Here is an 18,638-nt window from a genome sequence, read left to right as displayed (position 1 = left end):
TCACGCGCAGTCGATGCACTTGGTTGCTGTGGGCAGGGCGTCGAGTCGCTCGGCGGCGATGGCCCGGCCGCATTCCGAACAAACTCCATAGCTGCCGTTCGCGAGTCGGGTTGCGGCGTCGTCCAGTTCTTCGAGTTCTCGGCGTGCGTCCGTCAGCAATGCCTGAACCTGGGAGCGTTCGAAAGCGATGGTGGAGCCTTCGGGGTCGTGTTCGTCGTCGTCCGTGGTGAATTCCGAGCCGGCGACGATCGCGTCGAACCGCTCGGTGAGCGCCGCGATACGCCGCTCGGTGTGATCGCGGGCCTCTGCGATTCGGCGGCGATGGGCGTCGGAGGTGGTGCTGTCGGTCATGATCATCCGAGCGTGCCACGGGGGACCGACATCGAATGCCTCATTCGGTGTAACCGGTGCGTGACTGGAAGCGATGCTGAGAGCATGGCGATCCGCATTCCCGAGAACCCCCGGCTGAAGCACGGCAGCGAGCGAGTTGTGTGGGACGCGTTGATCCGGCAGCTCGGTGAGAACGATCTGGTGGTCGCCAACCAGAGGGTCACCGATCACCTGAAGGACCACGAGATCGACTTCATCGTGGCACTCGAGGGCTACGGCATCGTGTGTGTCGAGGTGAAGGGCGGGGTGATCTCGTATCAGGACGGCAGCTGGTATCAGGCGCAGCGGACGGGCGACAACGTCATCGAGCCAGTGCGGCAGGCGCGGGACGCGTGCTATTCGATCAGGAGGTTCGTCGAGGGCGATCCGCGCTGGACTCAGTCCCGCCTGCGTTGGGATCACGTGGTGGTGTTTCCGAACTCGGAGATCTCCGACGAGTTCGCGATCCCGGACTGTCCGCGGTGGAAGGTGATGGATCGCGACGACCTCGACGATCTGGTGCCGCGACTGAGACAAGTGCTCGCTGCGCAGGAGCTGGATCGTCCTGCGCTGAGTCTCGATGGGATCGACCAGCTGATCGAGGCGTTGAGTGGCAGGGGTTTGCCACAGAAGGACGTGGTCGCGAGGGCGTTGGTGCACGAAGATGAGGCGGATGCGCTGACCGCCGAACAAGCGGTGATTCTGAACGCTGTGCGTTTGTTGAACCGGGTCGAGGTGCGCGGTGGTGCCGGCAGCGGCAAGACGTTCTTGGCCGTGGAACAGGCTCGGCGCCTGGCGAAGTCGGGGCAGCGTGTTGCCCTTGTTTGCTATTCGCACGGATTGGCGTCGTACTTGGAACGACTCACAGCTGCGTGGAACTACAAGGACCGGCCGGCGTACGTGGGGGAGTTCCACACGTTGGGCCAGAAGTGGGGTGCACCGGAAGGGCCGGACGAAAGTCTGCGCACAGCGGAGACCGTGCATTTCTGGGAGCACGAACTGCCGCATCGGATGGCGGAGTTGGCATGCGAACTGCCGATGAAGGAACGATTCGATGCGGTCGTGGTGGACGAGGCCCAGGACTTTGCGGACGGCTGGTGGGAGCCGCTGCTGGCGTCGTTGCGGGACGAGGAGAACGGCGGGGTCTTCGTGTTCAGTGACGAGGGGCAGCGGGTGTTCGATCGGCACGGTGTGCCGCCGGTGCAGTTGGTGCCGCTGGTTCTCGACCACAACTTGCGCAATACCCGGCAGATCGCGGAGTCGTTCACGCCGTTGGTGGGGCAGCGGATGCGGTTGCTTGGCGGGGACGGTCCAGAAGTGCGATTCATCGCCTGTCCCGCGGAAGAGGCGTTGTCGGTTGCCGACGACCAGGTGGACGAGCTGATGGACGCGGGTTGGCGACCCGAAGACCTGGCGTTGTTGGCAACAGGCAGCCGGCATCCTGAACAGGTCGAGCGGCAAGCCGAAGGCCACGATGCCTATTGGGCCAGCTTCTGGGACAGCGAGCAGGTGTTCTACGGACACGTCCTCGGGTTCAAAGGCCTCGAACGTAGAGCTGTGGTGTTGGCCGTCAACGAACGTGAGCCGCAGGAACGTTCGCGAGAACGGCTGTACGTGGGACTCTCGCGTGCGCGGGACCAACTCGTCGTGTGCGGAGACCCGGCGTTCATCCGACACGTTGGGGGAGCGGAGCTGGTGACGCGGTTGGGGTTGTGACGGCTGGATCGATCTGAAGCAACAGGTGCCGGAAAATTGCTGTAACCGGAAATGCGTCTGAATTGTCTGGTATATCAGTGTCTATGAACGCGCAACCAGGGTGGTATCCGGATCCGAAGTCCCGTCGAAAGATCCGCTATTGGGATGGTTTCCGGTGGACAAGCCATGCCAAGGCGGTTCCCGGTCCGGCTCCAGCACCCGCTGTTGCCGAAAAGAAGCCACCCGCGAGCAGTGGTAGCAGTGGCAACGGCTGGAAGTTTGCGGCGGCGGGGCTCGGAGTGGCACTAGTGGCCCTCATTGGCTTCTTCGCGTGGGTGATCGTTGATACGGGGAGCAGGGATTCAACGAGCGCACGTGTTTCGCATATCACAACCACCCGAACAACCACGGTGAAGCAAGCTCCCGTTGCCGCGCCTACTCCCGTTCCCGCTCCTGCTCCTGCTCCTGCTCCTGTCGAGCCACCAGCTCGCATCACTGTTACTCCAGCCGAATTACCTCCCCCGCCTCCTGTCACCGACATCGGCAAACCCGTGCGTGACGGGAAGTTCGAGTTTGTGGTGCATTCGTGGGATGGTTCGACTGCTCAAGTCTCAGTTAAGAACATCGGCGATGAACCGAAATCGTTGGCGATGTCGAATCAATACTTGTTCGACAAGCAGGGGCGCAAATTCGAGCCGGAATTCGACTGGTCATCGGACCTTGCGTTTGCTGATCTGAATCCCGGCCAATCAGTTTCTGGTGCGCTCGTTTACGCGTTGTCTGGCGCGAGCCCGGACTACCTCGAGCTGCACGACTCGATCTTCTCGGGAGGGGTTGAAGTTCGTTTAGGTTAGGACACTGGTTGTCCGAAATGCCCGCTATCAGCGCAAATGGGGTAGGCCGCGTCGGTCGAATCAAGATGCTTAGCTAAAATATCGACCGAACATGCGTCAACTGAGGGTGGGGAATCATGTCTGGGGGCAGTGCACCGCAAAGCTGGCTGGTAGATCCGATGGGTGTACCTGACCGCGCGGCGGCGACGGAAGTCCCGGTCGAAGAGGTCCAGGAGACGACGGTCGGTGGTGCTCTACCTGGGGTTGTGGTTGTACCCGCACATCCGATACTGGATCGAGGTCGTGAAGCGTCGGTCCAGCTCGAGCTGTTCGACACGGAGAAGCTGGGCGCCGCGTTGGTTGCGTTTTCGAACGTGGCCAAACTGGTCGAGCGGCTGGGTGCGCATCAACCGTGGATGATGCTTCCGGGGACGACGGTCCTGGGGCTTGCCGGCAAGCAAGGCATCGATGCCGTTGTGGTCGATCCGGCGCCTGACGTGCTCGGGCCTGTCTGGACTGAGCAGTCGCTACGTCGGTTGAAGGAGGCGAACGGTGGGTGATTTGAAAGTCGTCCTCGGTGACTTGAGTTCGATGGCAAGCACCTTCGATGAGCAGGCGAAGTCGTATCGGGACATAACGCCTCGGGTAACGCCGCCCATCGCTGCGTCAGGCGACGGTGCTTTGGATGGAATCATCAAGGGCGCCATGGACTTGATCGCGATCCTCCACGAACAGATGGCAACGGCTATCGAAGGTCACGCCGAGAAGCTTCACACGGCCCACGACGCATACGAACGGCAGGACATTGACAACAGGTTCCTTTACGACAACCTGATGAAGGACGAGAGCTGATGGGCGAGTCGTGGGTCGGCGGAGACCTCGCCGGTTTGCAGAACATGGGCAACATCATGAAGCCTGCGCCCGACGAAATCGACGGCGTCGTCGGTGCGTTGAGTTCTCGGGTAGACACACTTGTGTCGGATGCGGGCTGGTCGGGCGGCGCGGCCGACGCGTTCCGCAAGGTGTGGACTCAGAACTCCATTCAGGTGGGCGGACTGGCATCGGTTGTGAACCAGGTGGGCGAGACGATCGGCGGACTCGGGGATCAGCTTCAACAGATCGAGGCCGATCTGTACAACGCAGCCCATGAGGCTGCTGGCCGTGGCGCCCAGATCGGGCCGAAGGGCGTGCCCGGCACACTGGTGATCACAGGAGACCCTGCCGCCCCTGCAGCTGTCGCTGCGAGTGAAGCGCAAGCGGACTACAAAGCCGCATATGACTACGCCATGCAGTTGGCCACGGGGTTTCGGCTCAGCGCAGCAGAAGCCCTGTCCGGTTTGGCGGGCGAGATCGAACCCGGCGACGAGAGTATGCCGCTCGACCAACGGATCACCATCGCGGACTACCTCCGCGGTCTCTACGTGATACCGAACGAGAAGAACATCCAGCTGGGACAGACGGTGCCGGACAAGATCGAGACGGCACGCGACGAACTCCGTGATGCCCGTAAGGACTTCAAAGCCGAGCGGGCCGCGTATGCGGAGAAGGGGTTGAACCTTCCGTCGGAGAACCCAGCACGACTCAACAGGCTCGCAGCGATTGACGACCTCAAGGGCTTGCAGAACACTCTTACCGCGGCAGAAGCAGGCAAGGGGCATTTGCCTCTTTCTGAAGCGCTGAACACCAAGCTAGGAGACGTGGAGAAACTCGTCCCAGGGCTCACCGGTACCGCGCCGAAGGGTCTGAACTTCTTGAAGGATATTCCTGTCGTAGACGTCGCGGCGTCGGGAATCGTCGCTGAGCTGCAGGCCCAGGACGACATGGAGAAGGGGTGGTCCGCGACCGAAGCGAGGTCCAAGGACTACGGAGCTGCGGCGATCGGCTTGGCGGCTGGGGCGGGAACTGTAGCGGGGGCCGGTGCTGCGGCCTCACTGGCTGGCGCCACGGCACCGGTGTGGTTGACGACTGTTGGAGCTGGGTTCGCGGTAGTGGGAGTGGGCGACTTCGCCTACCAAGGTTTCCACGAGCATTGGTCGGAGGACATTCACGATCGTGGAGTGGTGAGCGGAATAGGACATGGGATAGCCAACGTGGGAAGCAACACCGGTGACGACCTCTGGGGCATGGGTGTTGGTGGCGTCAATCTTGCGAAATCGTTGTGGGATAAGGCCTTCTGATGAGCAAGTATGACGTAATTCCTCGTGAGTTGGTGACGGACGTTCCTGGACTGGGTACGACGTGGGTCGAACGCGGCACCATGTATTGGATGCGAAGGGCACTATTGGTGCTGTTCACCGTGGGAATGCTCGTGCTCGTTGTCTTCTTCATCATCGCCGTTCTCGGGGGAATTCTGTCCTCCGTGGGTCTCGTCGCACGGGTGGTGGTGTCGACGGTCGCTGGAATCGCAATAGTTGCGAGTTGCTTCTACGGTCTGCGGTCTCTACGCCAGAAGAACGCTGATATCAGTGCTGTGGTCGCTGGGAACGAGGCGCTGTCGACGACCGCCGGTCGGACTGGAAAGCCCAGTGTGTCGGGACTCGGAGTGGGTGCTTTGGCAGGTGGAGGGTCCGCGTTGGCCGGCGGTCTCTTGTTGATCGGCGGGTTGTGTGGTGTCGGTTGGTTTCTTGCGATGGCACTCGGATCGTTTGGCCGATACGCCAATCTCGAAGAGGCCGCGGCGAAAACGAAACTGGAGCGATGGCGAGCAGACCAGTCTGATGCCTAATTGCGCGCCAATCGGAGGTTGAAGCGACGCCCCGGATGCCGGTGTGAACGAGAGGGACTGTGGGTACGACGCCGGACGCACGTAGGCTATTCCCTGAATTGTCTCTGCTTGGCACAACGTGGGTAGATCGAGGCACGAGTGAATCACCCCAGGTTCTGTGCCGCTTCCAGTTTGGGCTGTGTCTCGGTTCCGAAGCCAGCGTAATGGAGGGTTTCGTACTCGATCGGGGGCATGTGCCCGACGCTTGAATGCAACCGCCTGGCGTTGTTCCCCCGCAAGCGAGAGGTGCCCCCACAATCGACCCACCGGCGGTCGCGAATTCGACGTCCGAGATCGTCCGATAGGGACCGGAGGGGAAGATCGTGGTGCGGATGCACTCGGTCTTGTACAGCCCGTTCGCCGATTCGATGAGGGCGTTGTCGTAAGCGTCCCCGACCGACCCGATAGAGGCAGCGATCTCCTCGAGCGCCAGCTTCTCGGTCAGCGTCACCGACGTGTACTGACTGCCCGCATCCGAATGATGTATCAACTCTGCCGCTTTCACCGCTCGCCCGTCTCGGCTTCGCTGCCACAGCGCCATCCGCAGCGGGATCGTCACCAAGTCCACGGTCTTGGACATCGAGGCATGCCAGGCCACGATCTTGCGGGAGAACACATCGATGATGAACACCACGTACACCCACCCGGCCCACGTTCGGATATAGGTGAAGTCGGTAACCCATATCCGGTTGGGTTCGTCAGCGCTGAACCGCCGGTTCCGGAGATCTCCCGCCCGGACTCCGTCCGCGGAACGAATGGTGGTTCTGATTCCCTTCGCTCGCCGGACACCACTGAGGGACAGCAATTTCATCGCACGATCCACCGCACCGTACGAGACACCTGGGACAACTGTTCGGTCCAACTGGGCGCGCATCTTCACCCGCCCGTACAAACCCTTCGGATTCATCCGGCGGCGACCTTCGGCATCGGTACGCCAGGCGACATCGCGCACCGCGTCGACGACGTACGCATCGGTCACAGTGCGCGCAGCGGGCGTGCGCACCCGCCACGCCCGGTAGGTTCTCACGGCGATCGTGCACCCCTGCTCGCGCAGGGTCCGGCAGACCGACTCGACCGCAAAACCATTAGCTCGCATCGAATCTATGAACGCAATGATCATCGATTGCGGGGGTCGAGTTCCCCCGCGAAGAAAGTCGTCGCCGCTTTCAAGATCGCGACATCCTCGCGGAGCTGCCTGTTCTCGGCCTTCAGGCGTTTGATCTCAGCGGCCTCGGCCGACGTGGTTCCGGTTCGGTCGCCGGCATCGATCTGCGCCTGCACCGCCCAACGTCGCACCGCCTCCTGACCGACACCGACCTGCTTCGCGATCGCCTCCGCAGCCGCGGTTAACGACGAATACTCCCCGCCGTGGGTCTCGAGCAACCGCAAAGCCCGCGCACGGACCTCCGGATCGATCTTCTTAGGCATGTGCTCATCCTTCCTGACTCAGAAGGAAGCGGCATCAAACCTGGGGTGATTCAGTTCGGTGATGTCGGTCAACCACAGATGATTCGGTGACCCGACGTGAAATTCCCGTTTGGCGAGGTCGTCATGGACCGGTGGTCCGGGCTTCTTGCCGTTCTTGCCGCGCTTCTTCCCGAACACCGACCACCAGGAATTGTCCCGCCAGATCCGCCACGCGGTCCGCTCACACATGCGCTGACCGGATGTTTCGGCTTCACCGGCCAGGAATCGGTAACCGAACTCCGGGTCGTCGCGGTGGGCGTCGAACAAGGCGTTGGCCCGCTGGGCCTGCGCCACCTCGGCAACGGTCACCGGGGCAGAGAGCCATCGGTAGTAGGGCTGGCGGGAGAGCTTGAGTACCCGGCACGACACCGCGACGGGGATCCCGTCGGCAGCGAGCTCTCTCACGAGCGGGTAGAGCCTTTTCCCGGCAGATTCGCCTGCGACAGGTACGCGGCAGCACGGCGCAGAACTTCGTTTTCCTGTTCCAGTAAGCGATTTCGGCGTCTCAGCTCACGCAACTCCTCGGAGTCCTCGCGCCTGCGACCAGGTTTGTCTCCGACTTCGATCGCGGCTTGCCGCATCCATTTCGACAGCGTGATCTCGTGAATGCCGAAATCTGCCGCGATCTGCGCAAGTGTCACGCCGTCCTCGCGGTTGCGGGCCACCCGCACGACGTCGTCGCGGAGCTCTTGGGGATAGGGCTTGGGCACAGCAACATCCTTCCAGGCCACCCTTCGGGTAAGCCAGATCAGATGTCACCTATTCATGCAGCAGTCCCGGATGGGGCATGCGAATGTGCGTCTGATTATTGCGGGGCGCCCGCGCGCTGGAGGTGACAACTGACCTCTGAGGAAGGTTCGAGAGATCGCGTCTCAGCGACCATTCGGCGTCTCCTTAATGGTTATCTGCGGGCTTGGGCCAATGATCGTCACGCTCTTTCGGGCGCGGCTGAGCGCAACATAGAGATTGCATGCGTCGCTGATGTCTGCAGTGTTGGCGATGATGACATGGTCGTACTCAAGACCCTTGATGAGCACGGTCCGAGAGACCACACGCAACTGGTCTTGCCGTCCGCCATGGCGCACGCGCTCGCGGACGCGCACAAGTTCGACGGACATGTCGCGCTCGGGATCAATCGCACAGGCCTCGATGACCTTGGTCATGTCGCGCCATGCCTCGCGGGAGTGTAGCTGAGCTTCTCTTGCGCGACGGATCGCATCCATAGACGCAGCAAGCGCATCAAGCCCCGGCGACAACTGGACGCCGTCGATTGCTGCGAGCGTCTGCTCAAGGCCCGGACGCTTGAGTGTCGCCGCCGGTTTGCCCTTGGCAAGTCGACCCATGACACCATTGTCGAGCTTGCCGTAGCCGGTGAAACAGGCCTTTGCTGTAGATGCCAGCCATGTCGCATAGTCGCTTGGTTCGAGGGTCGAAAGAGCTCCGAGCAGCTTAGTCATGAAGCTACCGCCCATCTCTTCCATTGCGACGTATCCGTACCCCGCCAGCCGTGAGGCGACCGCTCGCGCGGCGTGCAAATGCGGTGCGGTGATAACGACGACAGTCTCGCCATCTCCCCGACGTTGACGGGCGGCATTAACCAGTTCAAATCCAGCAGCCGTCTTGGAAAGGAACGTTACGCCGCTAGGGAGGCCGCTCCTGAGATCGAGCACATTGCCGGCGATCAGCTGTGGCCGAACGGAGAGGAGCCAAGCTCCAAGGTCTTCGTTGTGGCCTTGCCAGCGCCGCGGGATATGGCTTATCGGGAAATCTGGGAATTTCGGCAGGACATCAGCATCCCAATCGACGATTGGGTCGGCAAAGCCAAAAATGCCCTGTAAACGATCCCCGAAGATGACGGTCTGTGGGATAGCAGTCTTCAGTGCGCACACAAGGGCATGTTGACCGGTCGAGCAGTCTTGATACTCGTCGACTAGCAGGTGGGTGTAGCTCAGACCGAAGACGTCTCGAATGTGCTGCCGCTGAAGCACTGCGATAGCGCCTTTGATGTACTCCTCGGAGCGACCAAGGTCAACCACCTCGGGGACATCGAATCCAGCATGGGATGAGTACGCGCCGACAAGTTCGATCGCAAGGCTCGTCAGTGTTGCGACGTGGTAAGTATCGGGATCGATATCGAACTCGCGGAGTTTGGAGCTCATCGCGTGAACGCCTGCGACAGTGTGGGTAAGCACGAGCGCTCGACCGCCATCGCCAGCGATGGCGCGGACGGTGTCGGCCAACGTCCAGGTCTTGCCACTCCCGGCCGCGAGCTCGACTGAGGCTGGCAGACGATCGAGAAGACGCGGAGCGCTCACGATACAGCCGCATCCTTCGAGGCATTCAGCTCCTCGGCGAATGTCGGTCGTGGATCGAAGACCGCTGCCCGAAGCGCATTCACCTTGGTAAGTTCATCCGAATCCTGCAGGTGTCGCGCGTCCATAAGGCGTGATGCGAGAGCGCGTCCCCGATGCACCTGCTTGAACCAGCTCTTTTTGCTGGCGACTCTTGCAATGAGTTCGCGAGCTTCACCGAGTCCGTAGCCCGAACTGATCCAATCTCCCACCTCCAGGGAGGTCAGTTCGCGCGGCAACCCGGAGTTCTTTAGGTGGGTTAGGAAGTTGGTCGCTCCGTCCTCGGGATGTTCAGACAGTTCGATTCCTAATTGGATGAGAGCGGTTAGACCGTCGGCGTCGAGCACCTCACACAGGGCACGTTCAACGTTGAAGTTGTCGCGCCAGCGAACTGCTGCAGCCCCGGGACGGGCAGCGAACGCATCAGCCTTGATATTGACAGCGTCGACGTCGCTGTCCATCAGCAAGGTGACCTCATAGCCGAGGTCATCCAAGATCTCACCGCGTGTGACTGTGTCCGAGCCACTGCCCTCAACAGCGACCACGCCGCGCGCAGCGCTGACTGGGGTTCCGTTCACGGCAGCTTCGGCGTCCCATCGGTCCAATAGACCCAGCAGTAAGCCGAACTCGGTCTTGCCCTCACCGATCACCACCCGGCGCGCGAGGAATGCTTCCGGCGATGCTCGGAGCAGCTTCTGGATATCGTTGTCACCCTCGGCGAGACACTTCACCTCAACTCGACCGTCAGCGAACGACCGAACGACAGCGAGATCCTCCGCGCTGAGGTGTCTCAGGACGGTTGGCGAGTGAGTAGTCACGAAAACTTGGCCTGGAAAGTCTGCGCGCCGCAGTTGTGCGAGCAGATTGACTAATCGATGGGGCTCAAGTCCGTACTCGATCTCGTCAACAAGGAGGAACGCCTTGCCGTCATGCGCAAGTTGCTGCGCTGCGATGCCTGCGAGGCGTCGGCTACCGAGTCCGTAGTTGGTCAGCGGCACCGCGCCTTCGTATAGCGCAAGGTTCCCCGATGAATTTGAAAGCGACTGATCGAGACCTGGCTGCAAAGACCCGAACTCGCCGCTTCCCAAGTCGTGCATTTTGCTCTGAATGGACTTCGCAAGTTGGCCAAGCTCGTCTGGGATTGAGTCTGCGACGGCGGCGCGGGCGGTGCGGTTAGCCTCCACCAGGAGCTTCGCGGCGCCGTGTTTGGTCTCGGTAAGTCGGCCAAGTGCAGATGTCTTTGTCCAGCGCAGGTGCGCATCGATGCGCTCGTCAACCTTGTAGGTACCAATCAGGCGTCGTGCGGCGGAGCTGATTGTCGCCTCATCTGTGCTCTTGCCCGGCCGGAACACGGTCCACTTGGGCTCCAGCTCACCATCGACGGTCAGACAAATCGTGACGCAGACGTCATGGTCATCTTCAGGGTCCTGGTGAAGCTCACCGTCCGAGTCGAGACCACTCAGATGCAGTCCGAGCACGTCGTGCTGGAGAAGCTTGGGAGGCAATCCTGTGAGCGTCACTCGAATCGAGATCGGGTGAGTCACGTCAGCCTGGTAGAAGTCTGTGTCTGCGAACGACAAGTTCCACCTGTCGCTAAGTGCCATGTCGAGAGCAGACAGGATGCTCGACTTGGTACTGTCGCCCGGCCCGATGAGCGCCAGAAACCGCCGACCGGCGGGAACTTTCCACGTGAGGTCTTTGATCCCCCGGAAGTTCTGAATTTCGATGCGTCGGATCTCCACTAACTACTTGCCCTTCCACTGTTCGTCGGAAAGCGGTGAATCGTTGAGCCGATCGCGTCGGTTGCGCCAGTCCGGCAGGTGCTTGTCCATCAGCTTGGTAAACCGTTCTCCATGGTTGCGCTCGAAGTAGTGCGCCATCTCGTGAACGACGATGTACTCCAGACAATCCGGGTGCTTCTTGGCGAGTTCGACATTGAACCAGATATGCCGGGTCTCTCGATTACAGGAGCCCCATTTGGTCTTCATGCGGCGGATAGTCCACTTCGGTACCGCGACGTCGAATGCGTTCTCCCACTTAGCGATAAGTTCGGGCAGCGCCTGTCGAAGCTGGTCGCGATACCACTTGTCGAGATAGTCGCGGCGCTTCTCCGCCGAGCTGTCGGCAGGCACGTAGAGCACCAGTCGCTCGCCGTCGATCTCGAAGTGAGCCCGACCAGGCCGCTCGACGACCTTGAGCCGGCGACGAACCCCCCACACATAGTGCGACTCACCGGTCACCATCTCGCGCTCGGCCTGTCGCTCCGCAGCACGCAACTTGTCGCGCTGCCGCTTGATCCACGGCAGGCGTTGAATGATTGCGAGGCGCACTTGGTCGTCGTCGAGTCGGTTGGGAGCAGCTACACGAACGCGGCCCATCGGTGGGTAGACGCCGATGTGCAGATTCTTGATGTTCTTGTAGACAACATCGATGTCAATCCCGCGGATGTTGAGGTAGGCGTTAGCGGTACTCATCACGTGCCTTCACCAGATCAAGCAGTTCGTCGAGTCGGTCGAAGCCGTCGGGCAGCGTACGGCTGATCGCCCGCCTGACGACCTTCTCCTTCATCGTGTTGCCGACCCAGTCGTGCGGCTTGCTCGTCAGGATCGCGGTATCCACCTGGATCGGTGTTGCCGGATCGGGCCAGCCGAAGTCGATCAGCGCCCGCCGCGCGCCGTTGTCTGCCCAGTCGGGATACTTCGTGTCGGACTCCTTGGCGCCGAGCTGCTTCGCCGCATCGAGCAGCTTCGCCAGGTACTCCTGGTAGTCGATGGCTTGCTGGCGGCGCTGTTCGATGATGGCGTCGAGCAGTTCGCTCATCTTGTCGTAGTACTTCGGGTTCAGCGCGTGCTCGTCGATGATCACCTTGCGCATGTTGTTGGTGATGGTCTCGGCGACCGCTTCGGGGTCCTTCTTGATCCCGGCGGGCAGCTTGTCGATCGCACCAGCGCCGAGCTTGACGATTAGGTCGATCAGACCCGTGTCTTCGAAGTTGGAGACGACTTCGGAAGCGCCGGCCCGGATGTAGGTGTCGAGCAGGAACCGCATGCCGGCCTCGTACTGCTTGAAGTCGACGTCCTCACCAGCACCGAGCTTCACCTCGGCACGCACGTCGACGTAGTGCGCGATTTCCTTCTTGATCGCCTCGGCGTCGGCTTGGCTGTAGCCGGCGGCGGCCATGTCGTTGGCGAGATTGGCGTAGGCACGAGTGGCAGCCGCAACCGCCTTGTACAGCTCGACGCGCTTGGGCTCGTTGACCTTGAGCTGCTCGGCGTTGCCCTGCTCCACCGCGCAGAAATACTGCTGGTACTGCAGCGTGTTCTTCGGTGGCACAACGGGTTCGACGAGGGCGCGGATGCGCTCTAAAGCTTCGTCGAGATTCTCGCGGGCCTTTTCGATGCGATCGGACAGCAGCCCCTCGATGTCCTTCTTCTCGTAGCCGTCCAGCGCACCGGAGGTGTAGTCGTCGACGGCGTTCTCGATGGAGTTGAACAGGTCTTGGTAGTCGACGATGTAGCCGTAGTCCTTGTCGTCGCCATCGAGGCGGTTGACGCGGCAGATTGCCTGGAACAGACCGTGGTCGCGCATCTTCTTGTCGATATAGAGGTACGTGGCCGAAGGCGCGTCGAAGCCGGTCAGCAGCTTGTCGACCACGATCAGCAGCCGCATCTGGCCCGGGTTCTCGATGAACTGGCGTTTGACGGCTTGCTCGAACTCCTCGACCTTGTTCACGGCGGTGTCTTCAGGTTCGTCAAAGTAGTCGGCCAGCATCTTGCGGTAGATGTCGTACTGGCGGATCTTCTCGGTCTTGCCAGCGCCAGAGTCTTCCTTGGCGATGTCACTGGCGTTCGGGGTGTAGCTGGTGACGATGGCGCATTTGCCCTTGAAGCCGGCGTTACAGAACAGCTCGTAGAACTTGCAGGCTTGGTAGATGGATGAGCCGACCAACATGGCGTTGCCGCGCTGGTCCATCAGGCGGGGCTTGGTCTCCATGTCGAGCAGGATGTCGTTGACGATCTGCTTGGCGCGCGGCTCGCTCGACACCACCTTCTGCATGGTGCCCCAGCGCTTCTTGAGCTCGGCCTTGCTGAGGTCGGTCATACCCTTGGTCTTGACCTCGAACCACTTGTCGACCTGCGCCGGGCTGGTCAGGTCCTGGTCAATGTTGCGGGCCTCGTACTGCAGGTCGAGCACGACGCCGTCAGCCACAGCTTCGTCGAATTTGTAGGTGTGGATGAACGAGCCGAAGGTCTCGATACTGGTGGCCTTGTCGGCCTTCAGCAGGGGCGTGCCGGTGAAGCCGATGAACATCGCCTCCGGCAGCAGCTCTTTCATGGCGGTGTGCATCTTGCCGGACTGGGTGCGATGGGCTTCGTCGACGAAGACGAAGATGTTGCCCTTGGCCTTGAAGTCCTGCGGGATGGTCGCGTGCAGTTCCTTGATGAACTCGGTGGTCGCCTCGTCATCGTCGGTGTCGCTGTTGGCGGCGCGGAACTTATGCACAAGCGAGCAGATCAGCCACTGCTCGCTGGCGTTGAGCGTGCTGATGAGATCAGCACCGCTCTTGGTGCGATAGATCTGCTCGTTGACACCGTTGAAGACCTTCTCGATCTGGTCGTCGAGCTCGGTGCGGTCGGTGATCAGGAGCACCCGGGCGTCGGGCTGGTTCTCGCGAATCCACTTGGCGAGCCACACCATTGTCAGGGACTTGCCTGAGCCCTGGGTGTGCCAGATGATGCCGCCCTCACGCTTGGCGATGCGGTCCTGCGCGGCCTTGACGCCGAAGTACTGGTTGTGGCGTGGCCCCTTCTTGACGCCCGTGTCGAAGACGATGAAATTGTGGATCAGTTCCAGCAGGCGCGGCTTGCTGCACATCTGCAGCAGTGCCCGGTCGAGCGGGTCGGCGATGCCAGACGGTTCTTTCCACTCCAGCCAGTACTTCTCTGGGGTGTCGATGACGTCGTAGCGCAGTCCCTCGACATCGTTGCCCGCGAACACGAACTGCACCGTCGAGAAGAACGAGCGAATGAACTCCGGTTTCTGGTTGCCGATCGTCTGCCGGATACCTTCGGAGACACTGACTTTGGATCGCTTGAGTTCCAGCGTGGCGAGGGCCAGGCCGTTGACATAGAGCACCACGTCGGGGCGCTTGGTGTGCTGGCCCGCAACAGTGACTTCCTCGACAACGACGAAGTGGTTGGCGTCAGGGTTCTTCCAGTCGATCAGCCAGACGGTCTCGGTCTGCTCACCGACTCCAGGCTTGACCTTCACGCCGTAGCGCAGCAGTCCATAAACCTCATGGTTGGCCTCGTAGAGGTCGTGGCCGGCGCCGACCGAGGCAGCCTTGCCGAGCTGGTCGAGGGCGCGGTTGATGAGGTTGTCGTCGTAGCCGCGAGCGCGCAGGTTCTGCACCAGCAGCTCGGTCTCGACGTTGGCGTTGTGCTCGCGACCCTCCCAGTTGCCGAGGTACTCGTAGTCGAGCTGGTCGCGAAACAGCGCGACGACGCGATTCTGGGCTTTGCGTTCAACCTGTCCGACATCGCTCATGCCGTAGCCCCCACAGGCAGCCGCGTGCGGCCGGTCAGGAGCTGCTGCATCATGCCGCCCTTGACTGCACGGGCCTTCGCGAGTCGAGCTTCGAGCGTAGCCACCTCAGCCTCCGCATCGTCTAGGAGGCAAACAATGGCATCCTGCTCGTCACGCGCGGGTAGCCGAAGCTGGAACTTCTTAAAGGTAGGTAGCCGAAGGGAATCAACGGTCGCCTTGACGCTATTCTCCATAGCGTGCGCACCGAAGTACTGGCGCATGAAGTAGTAGATGAAACGACCACTCGCATTTGGCGCGAAACTACTGATTTTGTAGACCCGCTGATGCACCTCAAATTTTCCATTGATGTAATGGAAAATCGAGCCAATTCCGCCCTCGCCCGGCACGAGAATTGCCTCGCAGTCGTACGAGTACGAGTTGATGCGCTCAACGGTTGCAGATCTGACGAAGAATGGATACCGCCCACCAGCCTGCTTGTCTTGGTTGTTTCTGGAGCCAGTTTTGATTCGCGTCACGTCGCCGAGAGAGAGCTCGCTCCACGACGAGGTGAACCCCGGCAGGCGGGTGCGGCCGGTCAGGAGCTGCTGCATCATGCCCTGCTTGATCGCCTGCTTCTTGGCGATGAGGCGTTCGAGGGTGACGATCAGATCGTCGACGTCGTCGAGAGCAGCAGCAATAGTCTCCTGCTCGGGACTAGAAACGAACGGTATCTCGAAGTCACGCACCTGCTCCAACGAGAGATTCGCCTGGGCTGCCTGCACATTGATTTCAGCAATCCGCCGCGCGATCGCCGGACTACGAAGCTGCCAGAGCAGGTACCTCGGGTGGATCGACCGACGCCTCATCGATGGGCGGATAATTGCGAAGGCTTGATTTGTGTTGGCTGGAAGCCACGCTTGTTCGACCACCGTCGAGCGACCCAGTGCGCCAGCAATTGAGAATAGAATGTCTCCTTGGACGAGTTGCGATCTTCGAAGCAGTTGGTGTGTCGAATCGTCAATGAACGCCTCACGCCCAGCGATGAAGCTCCCGTCAGCAGCAAATGTTTCAACTTTCAGGAACTTCACACCGCTACTGGTGAACCTTCGACCGAGACTCGTCGGCGTCGTCCCCTTCGTTACCAAGTCGCTGACGTCGCGAATTCGCACCATCGCCGCAGCGTTCATCGGTCGACCCCCATGGATGTGAGGTGGACTGAGACCTTTGCTTCAAGCCTTTCCAGCTCGCTGTCGAGGTTGCTCACGGTTGCCGCATACCGCTCGCCGAGCTGCTGGATGCGCGCAACAAGGTCAAGCGTGAGTGCTTCGACTTCACTAGTGACACGGCGTGTAACGGTGGTGCGCCATTTGTCCTCGAGCACGAGAGCCTTGATGTCATCGACGGTCAGGTTGCCGTACTTCTTGAGTGTGGCGAGGGCGAGTTCGGCCTGGGCGTCCTTGACGGCCTTCTTGGCAGCGGCTTCCGCGTTGTACAGCTTGGCGGCTTGCTGGAGTGCCTTGATCTCGTCAGGATCGCCGCCGGCCTTGATCGCCTTCAGTCGCGCGGCGACGAGTGCCTTGGTGATCTTGTCGTCGTCTATGGCATCAGCCAGCAGGCCATCCTCGACAGCATGTTCTTCTACATACTCCTCGACGGCGTGGCTGGCTTCCTCGGCAGCAGCCGTGAGGTCGTCGATGGTGGCCTGTTCGTCGGCGAAGTAGCGCGCCACGATCAGCGCCGGCGGAATGAGGTCCATCTTGTACTTGGTGGCGGTGCGACCGGAGCCGACCACGAGATCAGGGGTCTCGGAGAGCTTGCGCTCCTTGTCCTCAATGGTTTTGCGCGGCTTGGCAGCGTTGAGCCAGCCATCAGTCATGATCAGGTAGACATCGTCGTGCATGGTGTCGTGCCAGTAGGTCATGAGTTGCTCGTAGACGTCGTACTCGTCGAGCAGTGGCATCGGCTTGAAGCGCGCCAACAAATCGTCACCCATACTCGCGATGAGCTCATTCGGCAAAGTGTCGGGAGTGATTCCGGCCAGCACCTCGCGGTGTGCGGCGAACCAGGCTTCGACGAGGCTAGTGGCATCGTCGCGAAGCTTGTGGAAGCCGGGAGAATCGAAGATGGCCTGCTGCACGGCGCTGACATCGATGGCCAGGTCGCTGTAGCCAGGACGATTTGGCGCGAAGATCTGGGCGCGGAGCTGCGGGAAGGCGTCCCAGTAGCCCTGGAGCGCGTCGAGGTCACGATCCGGGATGCCGCCGTGCAAGTGAGCACTGAGGTCTTGCAGGTCCTCGGGTTCGGAGGAGTCGATGTAGCGCGGGATATTGAGGTTGTAGTCGTTCTTGGCGTCGGCGATCTCGCTCATGGGCACCATACGCGAGTAGCGGTCGATCTCGATCTGCTTGTTGAAGGTATCGACCACTTTGTGCAGGTCCTGGCTCCGCAGGCGGTTCTTGTTGCCATCCTTCATGAAACCCTTCGAGGCGTCGATCATGAAGACGCCCGTGCGCGCCTGGGCATTTTCCTTGTCGAGGATGACCACACAGGCCGGAATGCCGGTGCCATAGAACAGGTTTGCCGGCAGGCCGATGACCCCCTTGATGAAGCCCTGCTTGAGCAGGCGGGTGCGGATGGAACCCTCGGCGTGGCCACGGAACAGCACGCCGTGCGGCAGGATGATCGCCGCCTTACCGGTGCTCTTGAGCGAGGTGAGCGCATGCAGCAAGAAGGCGTAGTCGCCGTTCTTCTCCGGCGGACGTCCGTACTCGAAGCGGCCGAAGTCGTTCTCCAGGCCGTTGTTCCAGGACTTCACCGAGAACGGTGGGTTCATGACGGTGTAGTCGAAGGTCCGCAAGTGGTCACCCTTGGTGAACTGCGGGCTGGTGATGGTGTCGCCCTTCTCGATCTCCGTATATCCAGCCTGCCCGTGCAGGATCATGTTCATCTTGGACAGCGCCCAGGTGGCATTGTCCTTCTCCTGGCCGTAAATCGTCATGCCGCGCGGTGCCTCGGCGGCCGCCTTGAGTAGCAGCGAACCAGAGCCACACGCCGGGTCGTAGACGGTCTGGTCCTGGCGGGTGTTCGGCCCGATGCCGACCACCTTGGCGAGGATGCGGGAGACCTCGGCCGGCGTGTAGAACTGACCCTTGCTCTTGCCGGACTCGGTGGCGAAGTGGCGCATCAGGTACTCGTAGGCGTCACCAAGCAGGTCGTCGCCCTCGGCGCGCGAGCCGCGGAAGTCGAGATCGTTGAAGATGGTGACCAGCTTGGAGAGACGGTCCTGCATCTCCTTGCCCTTGCCGAGCTTCTCTTCGTCATTGAAGTCGGCCTGGTCGATGACGGTGCGCAGGTCGTTCGCCTCGGCCAACTTGGCGATGATCTTGTTGAAGCGGTCGCCGATCTCTTTGTCACCCTTGGCGGCGAGCATGTCATCGAACGAACCACCGGCGGGCACCTCAATGAGGCTATTTGCGTCAGTCTTCGCTTTGTCGGAGACATACTTCACGAACAGCAGCGTCAGGATGTAGTCCTTGTACTGACTGGCGTCCATGCCGCCACGAAGCTGATCGCAACTTGCCCACAGGGATGAGTAGAGGTCCGACTTCTTAAGCGCCACAGCTGGTCTTCCTG

15 protein-coding genes and 1 pseudogene are annotated in these 18,638 nt (G+C 61.0%); 6 read left to right on the top strand and 10 right to left on the bottom strand.

Features of this window, described 5'->3' with window-relative positions; genetic code table 11:
- A complete protein-coding gene (locus ACFWO3_RS10125; protein ID WP_378576786.1) occupies positions 1-351 on the bottom strand; it encodes a TraR/DksA family transcriptional regulator in 351 nt (116 codons plus the stop codon).
- 84 nt (positions 352-435) lie between these two features.
- On the opposite strand from ACFWO3_RS10125, the gene ACFWO3_RS10120 reads away from it, so the two are divergent.
- The 6 genes from ACFWO3_RS10120 (at position 436) to ACFWO3_RS10095 (ending at position 5,622) form a co-directional block, all read left to right on the top strand.
- Positions 436-2,085: an NERD domain-containing protein gene (locus ACFWO3_RS10120; protein ID WP_378576784.1), complete on the top strand. Its 1,650-nt coding sequence runs from the start codon at positions 436-438 to the stop codon at positions 2,083-2,085.
- Positions 2,086-2,168: 83 nt separating this feature from the next.
- The gene (locus ACFWO3_RS10115) at positions 2,169-2,918 is read left to right on the top strand and encodes a DUF4352 domain-containing protein (RefSeq protein WP_378577335.1); all 750 of its coding nucleotides are present in this window, start codon (positions 2,169-2,171) and stop codon (positions 2,916-2,918) included.
- Between the two features lie 116 nt (positions 2,919-3,034).
- Positions 3,035-3,457 carry an SAV_915 family protein gene (locus ACFWO3_RS10110; protein ID WP_378576781.1) on the top strand — a complete coding sequence of 141 codons (423 nt, stop codon included), beginning with the start codon at positions 3,035-3,037 and terminating at the stop codon, positions 3,455-3,457.
- Complete coding sequence (locus ACFWO3_RS10105; protein WP_378576779.1) at positions 3,450-3,749, top strand: DUF6317 family protein; 300 nt, start codon at positions 3,450-3,452, stop codon at positions 3,747-3,749. Before ACFWO3_RS10110 ends, ACFWO3_RS10105 begins: the two co-directional genes overlap by 8 nt.
- Positions 3,749-5,074, top strand: a complete 1,326-nt coding sequence (locus tag ACFWO3_RS10100; RefSeq protein WP_378576777.1) for a WXG100 family type VII secretion target — start codon at positions 3,749-3,751, stop codon at positions 5,072-5,074. The genes ACFWO3_RS10105 and ACFWO3_RS10100 overlap by 1 nt, the downstream gene beginning before the upstream one ends.
- Positions 5,074-5,622 (top strand): hypothetical protein, encoded by a 549-nt coding sequence (locus ACFWO3_RS10095; RefSeq protein WP_378576775.1) that lies wholly within the window; start codon positions 5,074-5,076, stop codon positions 5,620-5,622. The genes ACFWO3_RS10100 and ACFWO3_RS10095 overlap by 1 nt, the downstream gene beginning before the upstream one ends.
- A 143-nt stretch (positions 5,623-5,765) precedes the next feature.
- Here ACFWO3_RS10095 and ACFWO3_RS10090 read toward each other — a convergent pair.
- The 9 genes and pseudogenes from ACFWO3_RS10090 to ACFWO3_RS10050 all read right to left on the bottom strand — a co-directional run bounded on the left by ACFWO3_RS10090 (position 5,766) and on the right by ACFWO3_RS10050 (position 18,624).
- Positions 5,766-7,089, bottom strand: a pseudogene (locus tag ACFWO3_RS10090) (IS3 family transposase).
- Between the two features lie 18 nt (positions 7,090-7,107).
- Complete coding sequence (locus ACFWO3_RS10085) at positions 7,108-7,533, bottom strand: hypothetical protein (RefSeq protein WP_378576772.1); 426 nt, start codon at positions 7,531-7,533, stop codon at positions 7,108-7,110.
- Entirely contained in the window at positions 7,530-7,838 is a 309-nt protein-coding gene (locus tag ACFWO3_RS10080) for a transposase (protein ID WP_378576770.1), read from the bottom strand. The genes ACFWO3_RS10085 and ACFWO3_RS10080 overlap by 4 nt, the downstream gene beginning before the upstream one ends.
- A 162-nt stretch (positions 7,839-8,000) precedes the next feature.
- Positions 8,001-9,443: a UvrD-helicase domain-containing protein gene (locus ACFWO3_RS10075; RefSeq protein ID WP_378576768.1), complete on the bottom strand. Its 1,443-nt coding sequence runs from the start codon at positions 9,441-9,443 to the stop codon at positions 8,001-8,003.
- A complete protein-coding gene (locus tag ACFWO3_RS10070; protein WP_378576766.1) occupies positions 9,440-11,221 on the bottom strand; it encodes an ATP-dependent endonuclease in 1,782 nt (593 codons plus the stop codon). The genes ACFWO3_RS10075 and ACFWO3_RS10070 overlap by 4 nt, the downstream gene beginning before the upstream one ends.
- 3 nt (positions 11,222-11,224) lie before the next feature.
- Positions 11,225-11,953: a M48 family metallopeptidase gene (locus ACFWO3_RS10065; RefSeq protein ID WP_378576764.1), complete on the bottom strand. Its 729-nt coding sequence runs from the start codon at positions 11,951-11,953 to the stop codon at positions 11,225-11,227.
- The gene (locus tag ACFWO3_RS10060) at positions 11,940-15,026 is read right to left on the bottom strand and encodes a type I restriction endonuclease subunit R (protein ID WP_378576762.1); all 3,087 of its coding nucleotides are present in this window, start codon (positions 15,024-15,026) and stop codon (positions 11,940-11,942) included. Before ACFWO3_RS10060 ends, ACFWO3_RS10065 begins: the two co-directional genes overlap by 14 nt.
- A complete protein-coding gene (locus tag ACFWO3_RS10055; RefSeq protein ID WP_378576760.1) occupies positions 15,023-16,192 on the bottom strand; it encodes a restriction endonuclease subunit S in 1,170 nt (389 codons plus the stop codon). The genes ACFWO3_RS10060 and ACFWO3_RS10055 overlap by 4 nt, the downstream gene beginning before the upstream one ends.
- Positions 16,189-18,624, bottom strand: a complete 2,436-nt coding sequence (locus tag ACFWO3_RS10050; protein WP_378576758.1) for an N-6 DNA methylase — start codon at positions 18,622-18,624, stop codon at positions 16,189-16,191. Before ACFWO3_RS10050 ends, ACFWO3_RS10055 begins: the two co-directional genes overlap by 4 nt.
- Between the last annotated feature and the right edge of the window lie 14 nt (positions 18,625-18,638).

Origin of the sequence: Rhodococcus sp. NPDC058521 (genome assembly GCF_042719695.1) — a bacterium.
Classification (GTDB): Bacteria; Actinomycetota; Actinomycetes; order Mycobacteriales; family Mycobacteriaceae; genus Rhodococcus_F.
The sequence above is the reverse complement of the archived record's forward strand: the minus strand, read 5'-3'. Positions and strand labels throughout refer to the sequence as shown.

Bases quoted from the DNA above. Each gene is read 5' to 3' on its own strand.
- ACFWO3_RS10125 (WP_378576786.1), bottom strand. From the start codon at position 351: ATGACCGACAGCACCACCTCCGACGCCCATCGCCGCCGAATCGCAGAG.
- ACFWO3_RS10120 (WP_378576784.1), top strand. From the start codon at position 436: ATGGCGATCCGCATTCCCGAGAACCCCCGGCTGAAGCACGGCAGCGAG.
- ACFWO3_RS10115 (WP_378577335.1), top strand. From the start codon at position 2,169: ATGAACGCGCAACCAGGGTGGTATCCGGATCCGAAGTCCCGTCGAAAG.
- ACFWO3_RS10110 (WP_378576781.1), top strand. From the start codon at position 3,035: ATGTCTGGGGGCAGTGCACCGCAAAGCTGGCTGGTAGATCCGATGGGT.
- ACFWO3_RS10100 (WP_378576777.1), top strand. From the start codon at position 3,749: ATGGGCGAGTCGTGGGTCGGCGGAGACCTCGCCGGTTTGCAGAACATG.
- ACFWO3_RS10095 (WP_378576775.1), top strand. From the start codon at position 5,074: ATGAGCAAGTATGACGTAATTCCTCGTGAGTTGGTGACGGACGTTCCT.
- ACFWO3_RS10065 (WP_378576764.1), bottom strand. From the start codon at position 11,953: ATGAGTACCGCTAACGCCTACCTCAACATCCGCGGGATTGACATCGAT.
- ACFWO3_RS10060 (WP_378576762.1), bottom strand. From the start codon at position 15,026: ATGAGCGATGTCGGACAGGTTGAACGCAAAGCCCAGAATCGCGTCGTC.
- ACFWO3_RS10055 (WP_378576760.1), bottom strand. From the start codon at position 16,192: ATGAACGCTGCGGCGATGGTGCGAATTCGCGACGTCAGCGACTTGGTA.